Origin of the sequence: Halochromatium glycolicum, from assembly GCF_016584085.1 — a bacterium.
Classification (GTDB): domain Bacteria; phylum Pseudomonadota; class Gammaproteobacteria; order Chromatiales; family Chromatiaceae; genus Lamprobacter; species Lamprobacter glycolicus.
The window spans coordinates 41848-55736 of record NZ_NRSJ01000015.1 but is presented as its reverse complement, the minus strand read 5'-3'; the positions used below and the strand labels follow the sequence as shown (position 1 = coordinate 55736).

Below are 13889 nucleotides of genomic sequence, written 5' to 3'. Positions count from 1 at the left end.
GGGGCTGGCTCGGAGGACGGGACGGATCATCCGGATAAAAAAAAAGCGCGGCGGGCGCCGCGCTTTAAAGATTACCACCAAAGGAGGATGGAGGAGTGCACCGAAGGACTGCGAACCTTCAGTGCATCAACAGTTTCTTAAATACTGATCCGCCTGTCAACCCCGCCGGATGCATCGTTACCACTCGAGCTCCAGTGTAGACCCGGGTTTTGTCGAAACCGTGAACGGGTTGGCACTTTCGCAACAGGGTGATTCTGTCGTCGTAGCGGCCCGTTTCAGCCTCGTGCTACGGCTTCTGTCGGCTCCGCCGGGTAGTGCACCCCGCAGCCGCCATGGCCGCAATAGCCGCCCGGGTTCTTTGCGAGGTACTGCTGGTGGTAGTCTTCTGCGTAATAGAACGCCGGTGCGCGCAGGATCTCGGTCGTGATCGGGTCCCTGTTGCCAGCCCGTGACAGCGCCTCCTGATAGCGGCTCAGGCTGGAGCGGGCGGCTTCGAGCTGCGCGGCATCGAAACAGTAGATCCCTGAACGGTACTGGGTTCCGACATCGTTGCCCTGACGCATGCCCTGAGTGGGATCATGCCCTTCCCAAAAGGTCTGCAGTAGCGTTTCAAATGCAATCTGGGCGGGGTCGTAGACGACGAGCACAACCTCGTTATGCCCGGTGTAGCCCGAGCAAACCTCCTCGTAAGTCGGGTTGGGCGTGAGTCCACCTGCATAGCCGACGGCCGTCGTGTAGACGCCGGGCTGCTGCCAGAAGGCGCGTTCGGCCCCCCAGAAACAGCCCATGCCGAACAAGACCTGCTGCATCGGCTCCGGAAAGGGTGGCTTGATCGGGTGGCCATTGACGAAATGCCGGTTGCTCACCGGCATAGGCCGGTCACGGCCGGGCAAGGCATCCTTTGCGGTTGGGAGCTCGGTCTTCTTGCGAAATAGAAACATGGGGAACCCTCATTTGCTGATGCTGCTGCGGTCTGGCGTTGTGCGCCGGAATGAGATCGAGGTTAAAGGGATCGAGGTTTGGGCAGCCTGGCGCGAGCCAAGCCCGCTGCTCCCTCGCGGGCGGCCGCCTTCATCCGGCCCGTCTATGCGCCTGGCGGTTTGGCCAGACCCTCTGCTGCGCGGAGGTCACTGAATGGAGGGCTGGACCGATCTGCGACTGATCACGATCGATCTCGATGACACCGTCTGGCCCTGCGCGCCGGTGATTCGCGAGGCTGAGGCGGCCCATTATGCGTGGCTGGCTGCACAGGCTCCTCGGCTCACGGCAGCGCACGACGCCGAGAGCCTCCGGAGCCATCGCCGCGAGTTGATGAGACAGCGACCCGAGATCGCGCACGACGTCACGGCGCTGCGGCGGACCGCGTTGCAACAGCTCTTGATCGCCCATCAGTACCCGGCCGAGCTGGCCGACGGCGCCTTGGAGGTCTTCCGCCGGGCACGTAACCGTGTCGAGCCCTATGCCGATGTGATGCCGGCCTTGCAACGGCTGCGCCGGCACTACAAGCTCGTCTCGATCACCAACGGCAACGCCGAGGTCCATGAGACAGCGCTGCGGGATCGCTTCGATCACTGCCTGACAGCCGCTGAAGCGGGCGCCGCCAAGCCAGCCCCGGCGCTGTTCGAGCAGGCGATGGCCTGGGCCGATGCCGCGCCGTCGGAGTCGCTTCACATCGGCGATGACCCGTACCTCGACGTCGAGGCGGCGCGGGCGCTCGGTATCGAGGCGGTCTGGATCAATCGCGATGCGCGCCCCTGGCCGGCCGAGCTCGCGCCGCCACGTTTCGAGGCGTCCGACCTCCATGCGCTCGCGGCATGGCTTGGGTTGTCGGTGGACCGCGAATGAGCCTGCATTTCGAGCTTCTGGCCCGGGATGGCCGCGCCCGGCGCGGCCGTCTCCAGCTGCCGCGCGGAACCATCGAGACGCCGGCCTTCATGCCGGTTGGCACCTATGGCACCGTCAAGGGCATGACGCCGGAGGAGCTACTCGCGATCGGCGCCGAGATCGTGCTCGGGAATACCTTCCATCTGATGCTGCGGCCGGGAACCGAGATCATCCAGGAGCTCGGCGGCCTGCACCGGTTCATGCACTGGGAGCGGCCGATCCTGACCGATTCGGGCGGCTTTCAGGTCTTCAGTCTCGGCGAGCTGCGCAAGATCACCGAAGCCGGTGTCCATTTCCGCTCGCCGGTCGACGGCAGCCCGATCTTCCTCGGTCCCGAAGAATCCATGGCCGTGCAGCGCGCGCTCGGCTCCGATATCGTGATGATCTTCGATGACTGCACCCCCTATCCGGCTTCAGCGTCGCAGGTGCGTGATTCGATGGAGCGGTCGCTGCGCTGGGCCGAGCGCTCCAAGCGCGCCCACGGCGACAACCCGGCCGCCCTGTTCGGCATCGTCCAAGGCGGGATGTCGCCGCCACTGCGCTCCGCATCACTGGACGGGCTGCAGGGGATCGGGTTCGACGGCTATGCAGTGGGCGGCCTTTCGGTCGGCGAGCCGGCTGCCGAACGCCTCAAGGTGCTGGATCACCTGGCCGACCGACTCCCAAGCGATCAGCCCCGCTATCTGATGGGTGTCGGCAAGCCGGCCGATATCGTCGCCGCCGTCGCGCGCGGGATCGACCTGTTCGACTGCGTGATGCCGACCCGCAACGCCCGCAACGGGCATCTGTTCGTCCAGGATGGTGTTTTGCGGATTCGCAACGCGCGGTACAAAAACGACGAACACCCTGCCGACGCAAGCTGTGACTGCTACACCTGCCAGCACTACAGCCGTGCCTACCTCCATCATCTCGCGCGGTGCAACGAGATCCTGGGCGCGCGGCTGAACACGATTCACAACCTGGCCTACTATCTCGGCCTGATGCGGAGGCTGCGGGAGGCGATCGCCGCTGACCGCTTCGCCGCCTTTGCCGACCGGTTCTTCGCTGAACAGGATGTGGCTGAACAGGATGTGCGATAATGCCGGGCTCGATAACCGCTGCTTCGCGCCTGATGCGCGACCTCGAGGATTCTCATGAGCTTTTTCATCTCCGACGCCTTGGCACAGGCCGAAGGTGCACCGGCTGGCGATCCGCTGCTCGGTCTGCTGTTCCCGATCGGTCTGATCATCATCCTCTACTTCCTGATGATTCGCCCGCAGATCAAGCGTCAGAAGGAGCACAAGAAGCTGGTCGAGGGCCTTGGCAAGGGCGATGAGGTGGTCACCATGGGCGGTGTTGCCGGCCGGATCACCGAGCTTGGCGATAATTTCGCCCAGGTCGAGGTCGCCGACAACGTCGTGATCAAGATTCGCCGTCAAGCGGTCGAAGCGGTGCTCCCGAAGGGCTCACTGAAGGACCTGTGATCGGAGCATCCCGACCGGACCCCTCGAGTCCAGAACGCACCGCGCCGGCAAGGCGCGGTTCGCGCGCGGTGGCGACAATCATCTGCCGCCGCTAACGGCCCGGCCCCTGCCAGCGCAACGGTCATCATTGTCCTAAGAAGCCCGAACAGAATGTCATTGAATGCCCATAATTCAGTAGCTTCTGTAGGCTAGGCGGGCATTTTGATAGGGCGTCTAAGCTCGTTGTCCGCGTGAGCGACACATGACGCATCTTCGTTTCGATGCGTTTGAGTACGGCGCTGCACGGGCCTCGGCCTCGCTCGGGGGACGCATCCGTTACCGAACCGGTGGCGACTTGCCGGCCGCCTGAATCCCGTCATTATCGAAGACGCTGCCTGATGAATCAGTACCCACTTTGGAAGAATCTGCTGATCCTGGCCGTTGTGCTGGTCGGGCTGGTGTTGGCACTGCCGAACCTGTTTCCGCAGGACCCAGCGATCGAGGTCAGGGCCCAGGACGGCGAGCTCAGCGCGGGCGCGATCGCCGAGATCGCTGCAGCGATGGAGAACGCCGACGTCCCAGTGAAGGAGATCGAGAGTCGTGACGGCGGCAAGGCGTTGATCCGGTTTGCAACGCCAAGCGCCCAGCTGCGCGGTCAGGCGGCCTTGGAACGCACCCTCGGCGATCGCGTTCAGCATGCGTTGACACAGTCACCCGACCTCCCCGGCTGGATCGAGGCGCTCGGGCTGCAGCCGATGTTCCTCGGGCTGGACCTGCGCGGCGGCATCCATGTGCTGATCGATGTCGATATGGAGGCCGCGGTCGAGCAGGCACTCGAGCGCTACACCGGCGACATCCGGACCCTGCTTCGAAAAGAGCGCATCCGCTATCTGACCGTCGGTCATCAGGACGGACGCATCGCGGTCCGCTTCCGTGACGAGGCGCAACGCGACCAGGCGGCGAAGGTGATCCGCAGCGAGTTCCGGGATCTGGAGGTCACCACCGGGAGCGAGGGCGCCGACGCCTACGTCTACGGCAACCTGCCCCCGGCGAAGCGTGAGGAGATCAAGGACTTTGCGCTCGAGCAGAACATCACCACGCTGCGCAACCGGGTCAACGCGCTCGGTGTCGCCGAGCCGATCATCCAGCGCCAAGGCGAGCGCCGGATCATCGTCCAGCTCCCGGGGGCGCAGGACCCGGCCCGGCTGAAGGATCTGCTCGGCGCGACCGCGACGCTCGAGTACCGGCTCGTCGATACCGAACACGATGTGCAAGACGCGCTCGATGGCCGGGTGCCGGTCGGCTCCGCGCTCTACTATGAGCGTAACGGCCAACCGATCCTACTGAAGCGACGTGTGATCGTGACCGGCGATCAGATCACCAGCGCCGCCGCCGGGTTCGACCAGCAGAGCGGCTCGCCGATGGTCAGCGTCAGCCTCGATGGACAGGGCGCGCGCCAGATGCGCCGGGTCACCACCGAGAACGTCGGCAAGCCGATGGCGGTGGTCTTCATCGAATCGCGCTCGGTCACACGGCTGATCGAGGGCGAGCCGGTCAAGGATCGTGTCCGGACCGAGGAGGTCATCAGCGTCGCGAACATCCTCGAGCCCTTCGGCCGGCGTTTCCAGACCACCGGGCTGGACAGCTCCGAGGAGGCCCATAATCTGGCGCTCTTGCTGCGGGCCGGCGCGCTCGCGGCCCCGATCGAGATCGTCGAGGAGCGCACCATCGGCCCGAGCTTGGGTCAGGACAATATCGATCAGGGCTTCCGCTCGGTGCTGATCGGTCTCGCGCTGGTCGTGATCTTCATGGCCCTCTACTACCGGGTGTTCGGGCTCGTCGCCGATGTGGTCCTGGTGGTCAACCTGGTGCTGATCGTCGCCATCCTATCGTTGCTGCAGGCGACCCTGACCATGCCCGGCATCGCCGGGATCGTGCTCACGGTCGGTATGGCAGTCGATGCCAACGTGCTCATTTTTGAGCGTATTCGTGAGGAGATCCGCAACGGCAGTTCGCCGCAGGCGAGCATCCACGCGGGCTATGACAAGGCGCTCTCGACCATCGTCGACGCCAATGTCACCACCCTGATCGCGGCGATCGTGCTATTCAGCTTCGGCACCGGGCCGGTTAAGGGCTTCGCAGTGACCCTCTTCATCGGCATCCTGACCTCGATGTTCACGGCCATCCTCGGCTCACGTGCCCTGATCAACCTGATCTACGGTGGCCGGCGCGTCAAACAACTGGCGATCTGACCGGAGTCCTTCCCCGGAGTCCCTCCCCGGAGCAACCCATGGCGCATGCACAGATCCTGAAACAGCTCGATATCGACTTCCTCGGCAAGCGCCGGATCGCGGCGATCGCCTCAGGGGTCGTGATGGTGCTCTGTCTGCTATCGATCCTGTTTCGCGGCTTCAACTTCGGACTCGATTTCACCGGCGGCACCGTGATCGAGCTCGGCTACGAGGAGCCGGTCGAGGTCGCCGAGATCACCGCGACACTCGCCGAAGAAGGGATCGCGGATGCGACCGTCCAGTACTTCGGCTCGAACCGCGACATCCTGATCCGGATCGCCCCGCAAGAGGGAGAGGATGCCAGCGCCAAGCTCAGCGACCGGGTGTTCAAGCTGCTCGATGCCGAGGCCGATACGGCCGTGGAGCTCAGGCGCGTCGAGTTCGTTGGCCCGCAGGTCGGTGAAGAGCTGCGCGAGCAAGGCGGGTTGGCGGTATTGTTCGCCTTGATCGGCATCCTCGTCTATGTGGCCCTGCGCTTCGAATGGCGCTTCGCCGTCGGCGCGGTCGCTGCACTGATGCACGACGTGCTGTTCACGATCGGGATGTTCTCGATCTTCTACATCCCGTTCGATCTTACCGTGCTCGCTGCGGTGCTGGCCGTGATCGGCTACTCGCTCAACGACACCATCGTCATCTTCGACCGGATACGCGAAAACTTCCGCAAGATGCGCAAGGGCACCGTGATCGAGATCAGCAATCGCTCCGTCAACCAAACCCTCTCGCGAACGATCATCACCTCGGGGACGACCCTGCTCGTCCTACTCGCGCTGTACCTGCTCGGCGGCGCGGCCATCAGCGGTTTCTCGTTGGCCTTGATCATCGGCGTCTTGATCGGCACCTACTCGACGATCTACATCGCCACTGCTGCCGCGGTCTGGCTCGGCGTCAGCAAGGCGGACCTGATGCCGATCGAGAAGGAAGGTAAGGTCGTCGACGATCGCCCATGAGTGCCGTGACAACCCCGAATGCCACACTACCCCCCGGCGGTGCCGATGCACTGCGCAGTCTGAGAGAGCTCCAGCCCGGCAGCTTCATCTTCGAGCGCGCCGCGGCGCTGCCGCCGACGCTCTGCGATGAGGTCGTCGCTCGCTTCGAGGCAAACCCCGACCAGCACTATGCCGGCCGAATCGGGCAGCTGCGCGAAGAGGATGCATCGGTCAAGAAGACCACCGATCTCGTGGTCAGTAACAAGACCGACTGGAAGGATGTGGATCAGATGCTGTTCCGGTCGCTGGGTGCAGCGATGGTCGAACTGCGCGACGCGTTTCCCTATTTTCGCGGCCCGTTCAAGGATATTGGCTACCAAGTCCAGCGCTACCGCGCCGGCGAGTATTATCACTGGCACATCGATGGCGGCAGCCATGAGCTGAGTCAGCGCCAGCTCGTCGCCCTCTGGTATCTGAACGATGTGCCCGGTCCTGGCGGCGAGACCGAATTCCGCTTTCAACAGATTCGCGTGAAACCGGAGCGCGGCAAGCTCGTCCTGTTTCCTCCGTTCTGGACCCATGAGCATCGCGCTGTGACGCTCCAAGCAGGGCTCAAGTACATCGCGACGACCTGGGTGGTCTTCGCTTGAGCCGAACGGCGATGGACAGTCGTCAATCCGCGCCAAAGCTGCTAGCAATCATCGAGCTTGGCGGGTATCCGAACTTCACCCCGTTATATCGGCGACTCGGCTTCGACACCGAGGTCGTCAGCTCGCAGCGCAAGGCGCAGTCAGCGCTGAAGCGCCGCCTGCCGGATCTGATCGTCGCCGAATACAACTTCCAGTCGGATTTCAGGGATCGCACCAGTAATCTCGAGACCTTGATGGCGCGCCTGCAGCGGCATCCCGAGGTCCGCGTGATCGCGATCTACCAACCGGAGCACCGGCACAAGCTGGAATCACTGCTCGCGCGCTTCCCGTTGTTTGCGACCCTATCCCTTCCAGTCAGTGAGTCCCAAATGGAGGCCGTGCTGCAGCGCGCGCTGGGCGAATCTGCTGCTTGATTGGCTTCAGCCCAATCAAGAATAACGAGACTTGCCGCCCGGGATTCAGGATGCGTTGAGGATCTGCCGGCAGGTCGCTGGCGGCTGCGGCTTGGGCCGCGATGAATAGGAGCCGCTTGGCGAGCGCGCCTCCTCGCTGAACCACCAGTCGAGCTGGCTGCCGCAGCCGCTTCCTGGGGGAACGGGGGCTTGCTGCTGGCACTCCGTGCTATCTGACGGGCACTTGAGCCGCACATGCATGTGCGCATCATGACCCCACCAAGGCCTTAACCGGCGTAGCCATGCCGCTTCACCTTCGCTGCGGCAGAGGCTGCGCTTGATCACCGGATTGACCAAGATGCGATCGACCTTCGGGTGCTCAGCGGCGGTCTTGATCAGGAAACGCTGCTCGGGTCCCCAGTGTGGACCGATCTCGGCCTGGCTTGCCGCGACCATCGTCGGCGGATCGCGGGCCTCCGGCGTCTCATTCCAGGCCTGTCGGGCCGATTCGGCCAGAGTCAGCCAGATATCGACGTCCAGCCCGTTTTGATGACTGACGTGCGATGAGGCCATTCGCCCACCCCGTGGCTGCGCCAAATCACCGATCATGATCAGATCGCCTGTGCGCTGGCTGATGGCGCGCGCGACCTCTTGGATGAACTCCAGCGTATGCGGATGACCATAGAACCGGTTGCGATGACGCCGGATGCTGACGAACCCCTCGCCGGCCGGTGGCAGCTCGCTGGCGCCTCGAAGACAGCCGTTGGACGGCCCGCCGATGGCTTCGGGCCGACCGGCTGCGACCGTATCGATCCGCGACCAAGGCGTTTCTGCTGCGCTGCTCGGAGCGCTGACTGCTGCCGCCACAAGCGCCATCGCGCCGATCCAGAGGATGCTGAGACGCGTGGCGATGTCTCTTTCGGGTTGCATGCTGTAGCGCGAGTGGAGATGGTTTGGCGGATAGAAGCCGGCTTCAGCGGTCATGAACGAACGGCTTCTTTTCAGGCGATTGCCGGAAAAGCTCGTACCGAATTGCACAGGATTTTCGTTTGCCTTCGAGGAGCGTCGCCGGGAGCATAGCCGGGCTATGTGACCGGCGGCGCGACGAAGAAGGCGAGCGAAAAGACCAGCAAGGCGGTATGAGCTTTGACAGAAATCGCCTCAGTCTAATGCCCATGGCACGGTCCCGCGGCGGGCGATCGATCCCGCGTCAATCGCGGCAACGCGCCCGAACAGAGTGGCTCCTGCGATCAGATGAATCAGGGGCTTGTGCGAATCAAGCGACCGGTCGCGGCAGTTTCCGGAAGCCAATGTTCGAGACCCCTTCAGTATCGGCGTTGGGACGCCCGAGATTCAAGGCTCCACAAGCCAAACCCTTGTGGAGCCTCTCGGACAGGTACCGGCAAACGCGGCGAATGACGGTGGCCCGACTCGCCTCAATCGCCCTTCTTCTTGGAGCCGATCCGCTTGGTCAGCAGCGCCCCGCGCATCGACAAGAGCACGAAGGTGCTGGCAATGAAGCCGACGACGGCGACCCCGATGCTGATCGATAACGCCTTACTCTGCGCGCCGTCGATCCCGAAGGTATCCCCGATGTACGCGAGCATCGCATTGTCTGCCGGCGCAGCCAGCAGGTAGGCGCAGAACACCAGGAACAGGCTGAAGAAGAACAGCTTGAAGTCCATATGAATGGCAGCCAACAGCGTCGCGAACGCGATCAGATAGATCACGACCGTGGTGTACTGCTGCGCATCGATGGCGCCGCGCAGGCCCTCATTGTTCATCACAAAGAGCAGCGCGAACAACGCCCCCCAGTGCACGACCTGCTTGATCAGATACCAGGCCCGGACCTCGTTTGAGAGATAGGACTGACTCCAGCCCGACACGAGGGAGATCAACGCGATGACCGGGACGAAGTATTCCCAATACTTGATTGTGCCGGCCATGTCCTTCTGGCTGAGCCAGAACAACACGACCGCGCAGACGAACAGGACGATCTGAGGGAGTAGCGCGATCAGAAGAGGGGATTGGTAACGATTGCGTTTCTTCTTTGCCTTGGCGGGCGCTTCACTGGAGACGACGGTTGCTTCGGACACGACGAGTCCTCCAACTGGACCTGTGGTGAAGAGAACCGACGATCACAGACGCCGAGGTACAGGGTAGACCTCGACACGAGCGCCGCACTCGCGACCGCGATGATCTTGACGACGCCGGACCGTCGGAGCGGACAAGCTTCGCTTAAGTGTAAACCCTTTTTGAGATGTGTGTGGTTCGGTTGACACTAAAATCGCGTCTCGGATGTCAATTACACTAGACACAGCACCCCCTGGTGTCCAGCCCATCACCCATGGAACGGCCAGATCAGCGGCACCAGCGCGACGGTCGTGACGCCAATCGCGAGGGTCAGCGGGATACCGATACGCAGGAAATCGCCGAACCGATAGCCTCCGACGTTGAAGACCATCAGATTGGTTTGATAACCGATCGGTGTCGCGAAGCTGGCCGAGGCCCCAACCATCAAGGTCACCAGGAAGGGCGTCAGATTGACCTGCATCAACGCTGCGGTATCGACAGCGACCGGAAACAGCAGGACCGCGGCGACGTTATTGGTGGCTAAGGCGGTCAACAAGGCCGCGGCGACGAACAACAGCCCGAGAGCAAGCCAGGGGACCCCTCCCGCGAGATCGATGGTCGCGCCTGCCAGTAACGCCGCAGCACCGGTCTTCTCCAGCGCGGCACCGATCCCGAACGAGGTCGCTATCACGATCAGGACCTGCCAGTCCGGTGCCCGTCGGGCGATCCGGTCGGGCGTGCAGCGGGTCAGGATCATCGCCCCAGCCGCCAGCAAGGCAGCCTCCAGCATGGTGACAAGCTTCAGTGCGACGAGCGCAACCATCGCGATCACGATCGCGATCGCGAGCGGTGCCCGGTCGTGACGCAGCGGATGCTCGTCGCCGAGCTGACTGACCACCAGGAAGTCCTTCGAGTTGCGTTGCTGCAAGATGAACTCGGGGCGGGTTTCGAGCAATAAGGTATCACCGGCCTGTAAGATGATATCGCCGATCTTGCGTTGCACACGCTCGCCGTTGCGTGACAGCGCCAGGATCACGGCGTTGTAGTAGCCCCGAAAGCCCCCCGCCCGCACGCTCAAGCCGACCAATGGACATTTGTTCGAGAGCACCGCTTCGACGAAGCAGCGGTCCTGGCGTGGTCCGCCCAGCTTATAGACCTGATCCGAGGCTGGCTCCAGACCGCGGATACGGTGCAGGTCCACTACCGAATCGATGATGCCGACGAAGATCAGCCGATCACCGGGCGCAAGGAGCTCCTGAGGCGACACAGCCGGCATGATCTGGCCCTCGCGCTCGATCTCAGCGAGGAACAGCCCCGGCAGCTGCCGTAGCCCGGCCGCCTCGATGCTCTTTCCGGCCAACGGGCTGTCCGCAGCAACAAGCATCTCGGCGGTATAGCGGCGCACGTCCTCGAAGCGCTCGGCAGCCGGCGCGCGTGCAGGCAATAGCCAGCGGGCGGTCAGCATCACGAACACGAGGGTCGTAATGACCAGAGGAAGCCCGATCCAGGCAAGCTCGAACAGCGCGAATCCCGCCTCTTGAAACCGCTCCACATAGAGGCCGTTGACGATCAGGTTGGTGCTCGTGCCGATCAGGGTGCAGGTTCCCCCGACGATGCTGGCGAAGCTCAGCGGGATCAGAAGGCCCGACAACGCCAAGCGGTGGCGACGCGCCCAATCGCTGACGGCCGGGATGAAGATCGCGACCACCGCCGTGTTGTTCAGGAAGGCGCTGAGGCCCGCGGCCGGCAGCATCAGCCGCAGCCGTGCGCCGCTCTCGGTGCGCGGCCGGCCGAGTAGCGCTTGACTGATCCAGCTGACGGCACCGGTCTCCGTCAGTCCCGAGACCACCATATACAGCACCGCGACCGTCAGCATGCCCGGATTGGCGAACCCGGCAAGCGCTTCGGCCGGCGTCAGCACGCCGGTCACGAGCAAGACGGTTAGCGCACCCGAGGTGACTACATCGGGCGCAATGCGGGTCCGAAGGAAGAGGACGAACGAGAGCGCCACCAGCGCGAGGCTCAGCCATCCCTCCCAGCCCAGCGCGAGCAACGCTTCCATTCGGGTGGCTTCGGCGCCGTCAGCCGCGCTGAAGCGCCTCGTAGCGCGCCTTGAACGCCTCCTGTCGCAGTCGCTCCGCCTCGGGCTGGTTGGCGATCAACGGTGAATCCTGCCAGCTGCCGCTGTCGTGGTCATAGACCGAGAACCGATAAGCCTTTCCGACCTTGAAGACCTGGGTGACGTCTTGGCCGGCCTGGGTCATCGCTTGGATCTTGTCGAGCCCGGCGGGCATCGCGCTGCCGGTCTCCGCTTCGTCCGGCTCGGGCTCGGCTGCGGGCGTCCCGACCGGGGTCTGTTCCGCTGCGCTCAGGTCGGTATCCGCGGAACGGCCTTGGTCGCGGAAGCTGAACTGGTTGTTCTGGATCTCCCCCTGAACATCGAGCTCGACAGTCTCGACGTTCGGTAGCCGATCCAGGATATAGCCGGCCATCAGCATGCCGAGCTTCTCGTTCTCCTTCTCGAGGGCGGTCAGCAGCTTGTCGGCGATGATCTGGCAGCGCTGCAGCCGGTTCGGTGCCTCCACCCACTCCCGGCTCATCTGCCAGCCTTGGTCCATGTCGCGGTCAAGCTGATCGAAGAAATCCCCACCCCGCTCGATCACCGGGTCCGGTACGTTCAGGGTGTAGACTTGCTCATCGATGATGGCCTTGAGGATCATCGCGGGCTCCAAATCGTTGCGTCATCTCTACCAAGCCGCCGATTCTAACTGGAACGTCGGCTTCGACAAGTGTCTGCTATGTTGCTTACCATTCCAGCGTTACTGAACCCGGCTCAGCTCCAGAAGGTGCGGGAGCTCCTTGCTGATGCACCGTTCGTCGACGGCAAGCTCAGCGCCGGTTTCGCGGCCTCGCGCGTCAAGCGCAACGAAGAGATGCGCCAAGACCCCGAGCGCATGAAGCTCCTGGTGCGGGTCCTGATGGCGAGTCTCGGTCATAACGAACGCTTTCGTTTTGCCGCGCTGCCACATCGCGTCGCCGACCCGATCTTCGCCCGTTATCGGCCGGGGATGACCTATGGGGATCACGTCGATGATCCGATCATGGGCACGAGCGGACCCCGCTTCCGCACCGATGTCTCAATGACCCTGTTTCTCAACCCGCCCGAGGACTACGAGGGCGGCGAGCTGGTGATGCGGACCTCCTTCGGCGATCGCCGCGTCAAGCTCCCGGCCGGTGATGCAGTCATCTATCCAGCCTCTAGCCTCCATCAGGTTGCCGAGGTCACCGCCGGCGAGCGGCTGGTCGCATTGACCTGGGTCCAGAGCTATGTCCGCGATCCAGCGCAGCGCGAGCTCCTCTACGAGCTCAATCTGGCACGGGAAACCCTGTTGAAGGCGGCACCCGAAACCGAGCATACCGCCCAGGTGGACCGCAGCTATGCGAATCTGGTGCGCATGTGGAGCGAGCTCTGAGGCCTCTCGACTGCGTTCACGCCCGCATGCACCAGGCCCCTCGACTGCGACACAACGGCTGAGAACCGTTCCTTCTCGAGGGGCGGCGCGACGCGATGGGCGTGAGCCGCTCTCTGTCAGAGCACCTGGCTGGTCTTTTCGCCCGTCGTCTTCATCGCGCTGCCGATCACAGAGCCCGGCTATGGTTGAGACGACGCCCCTGGGGTTAAGACGACGCCCCTGGCAGGCGAACGACGATCCGACGAGTTCCGACCCGCGCTTCCCGGCAAGCGTCATAGCGGCAAGGCGAGCGCCCGATCTTGAACGACTGCGGGCGATACAGTAGATGATGGACGATCAGGCCGCGCTGGCCGCCTGCGCCTTCATCTTATTGACGATCGCGTAGACACCCACATGACGATTGGGGCTGAGATGCTCCTCAAGCTGGAGCCCTTCGAACAGCGCATCGACGTCGGTCTCCTCGATCTCCACTGCGGTCTTACCCGAGAACAGTCCGACCAGGAGGGCCACCACGCCCTTGATGATCGCCGTATCGCAGTCCCCCTCGAACCGGATCACCCCGTCCTCATTCGTTGCGGCCACATAGACGGTGCTCATGCACTCCATGACGCGATTCGCCTCGGTCTTGCTCGCAGGAGACATCGCCGGGAGCCGTTCACCGATCTCGACCAGATACTGATAGCGCTGCTCCCAATCTCCGAGCAGATCGAAGGTCTCGACGATGTCCTGGATCGATTCGTCAGCCATGGAATGCACTT

Annotated in this window: 14 protein-coding genes; 8 read left to right on the top strand and 6 right to left on the bottom strand. The window is 63.4% G+C overall.

The genetic code is table 11. The annotated features are described in order from the left end of the window. Window positions 1-275 precede the first annotated feature (275 nt). A complete protein-coding gene (gene msrA / locus CKO40_RS10075) occupies window positions 276-941 on the bottom strand; it encodes a peptide-methionine (S)-S-oxide reductase MsrA (protein ID WP_200346079.1) in 666 nt (221 codons plus the stop codon). A 193-nt stretch (window positions 942-1134) separates the two neighbouring features. On the opposite strand from msrA, the gene CKO40_RS10070 reads away from it, so the two are divergent. The 7 genes from CKO40_RS10070 (at window position 1135) to CKO40_RS10040 (ending at window position 7606) form a co-directional block, all read left to right on the top strand. Beyond that, window positions 1135-1845 (top strand): HAD family hydrolase, encoded by a 711-nt coding sequence (locus CKO40_RS10070; RefSeq protein WP_200346078.1) that lies wholly within the window; start codon window positions 1135-1137, stop codon window positions 1843-1845. 2 nt (window positions 1846-1847) lie between these two features. After that, window positions 1848-2963: a tRNA guanosine(34) transglycosylase Tgt gene (tgt, locus tag CKO40_RS10065; RefSeq protein ID WP_200346106.1), complete on the top strand. Its 1116-nt coding sequence runs from the start codon at window positions 1848-1850 to the stop codon at window positions 2961-2963. A 54-nt stretch (window positions 2964-3017) separates the two neighbouring features. Beyond that, complete coding sequence (yajC, locus tag CKO40_RS10060; protein ID WP_200346077.1) at window positions 3018-3347, top strand: preprotein translocase subunit YajC; 330 nt, start codon at window positions 3018-3020, stop codon at window positions 3345-3347. A 377-nt stretch (window positions 3348-3724) separates the two neighbouring features. Continuing rightward, entirely contained in the window at window positions 3725-5578 is a 1854-nt protein-coding gene (gene secD / locus CKO40_RS10055) for a protein translocase subunit SecD (protein WP_200346076.1), read from the top strand. 38 nt (window positions 5579-5616) lie between these two features. After that, window positions 5617-6564 carry a protein translocase subunit SecF gene (gene secF / locus CKO40_RS10050; protein WP_200346075.1) on the top strand — a complete coding sequence of 316 codons (948 nt, stop codon included), beginning with the start codon at window positions 5617-5619 and terminating at the stop codon, window positions 6562-6564. Then, window positions 6561-7193 carry a 2OG-Fe(II) oxygenase gene (locus CKO40_RS10045; protein WP_200346074.1) on the top strand — a complete coding sequence of 211 codons (633 nt, stop codon included), beginning with the start codon at window positions 6561-6563 and terminating at the stop codon, window positions 7191-7193. Before secF ends, CKO40_RS10045 begins: the two co-directional genes overlap by 4 nt. Before the next feature lie 11 nt (window positions 7194-7204). Next, window positions 7205-7606, top strand: a complete 402-nt coding sequence (locus CKO40_RS10040) for a DNA-binding transcriptional response regulator (protein ID WP_200346073.1) — start codon at window positions 7205-7207, stop codon at window positions 7604-7606. Window positions 7607-7651: 45 nt separating this feature from the next. On the opposite strand, the gene mepA is transcribed toward CKO40_RS10040, so the two are convergent. The 4 genes from mepA to CKO40_RS10020 form a co-directional block, all read right to left on the bottom strand. Continuing rightward, window positions 7652-8515, bottom strand: a complete 864-nt coding sequence (gene mepA / locus CKO40_RS10035) for a penicillin-insensitive murein endopeptidase (protein WP_200346105.1) — start codon at window positions 8513-8515, stop codon at window positions 7652-7654. Between the two features lie 506 nt (window positions 8516-9021). After that, window positions 9022-9681, bottom strand: a complete 660-nt coding sequence (locus CKO40_RS10030; protein ID WP_338074160.1) for a hypothetical protein — start codon at window positions 9679-9681, stop codon at window positions 9022-9024. Between the two features lie 245 nt (window positions 9682-9926). Then, entirely contained in the window at window positions 9927-11720 is a 1794-nt protein-coding gene (locus CKO40_RS10025; protein WP_200346072.1) for an SLC13 family permease, read from the bottom strand. A gap of 19 nt (window positions 11721-11739) precedes the next feature. Further along, window positions 11740-12378, bottom strand: coding sequence for a hypothetical protein (locus CKO40_RS10020; RefSeq protein ID WP_200346071.1), 639 nt, complete (start codon window positions 12376-12378; stop codon window positions 11740-11742). Window positions 12379-12456: 78 nt separating this feature from the next. On the opposite strand from CKO40_RS10020, the gene CKO40_RS10015 reads away from it, so the two are divergent. Then, window positions 12457-13131, top strand: coding sequence for a Fe2+-dependent dioxygenase (locus CKO40_RS10015; RefSeq protein ID WP_200346070.1), 675 nt, complete (start codon window positions 12457-12459; stop codon window positions 13129-13131). A 336-nt stretch (window positions 13132-13467) separates the two neighbouring features. On the opposite strand, the gene CKO40_RS10010 is transcribed toward CKO40_RS10015, so the two are convergent. Next, a complete protein-coding gene (locus CKO40_RS10010) occupies window positions 13468-13878 on the bottom strand; it encodes a SufE family protein (RefSeq protein WP_200346069.1) in 411 nt (136 codons plus the stop codon). Between the last annotated feature and the right edge of the window lie 11 nt (window positions 13879-13889).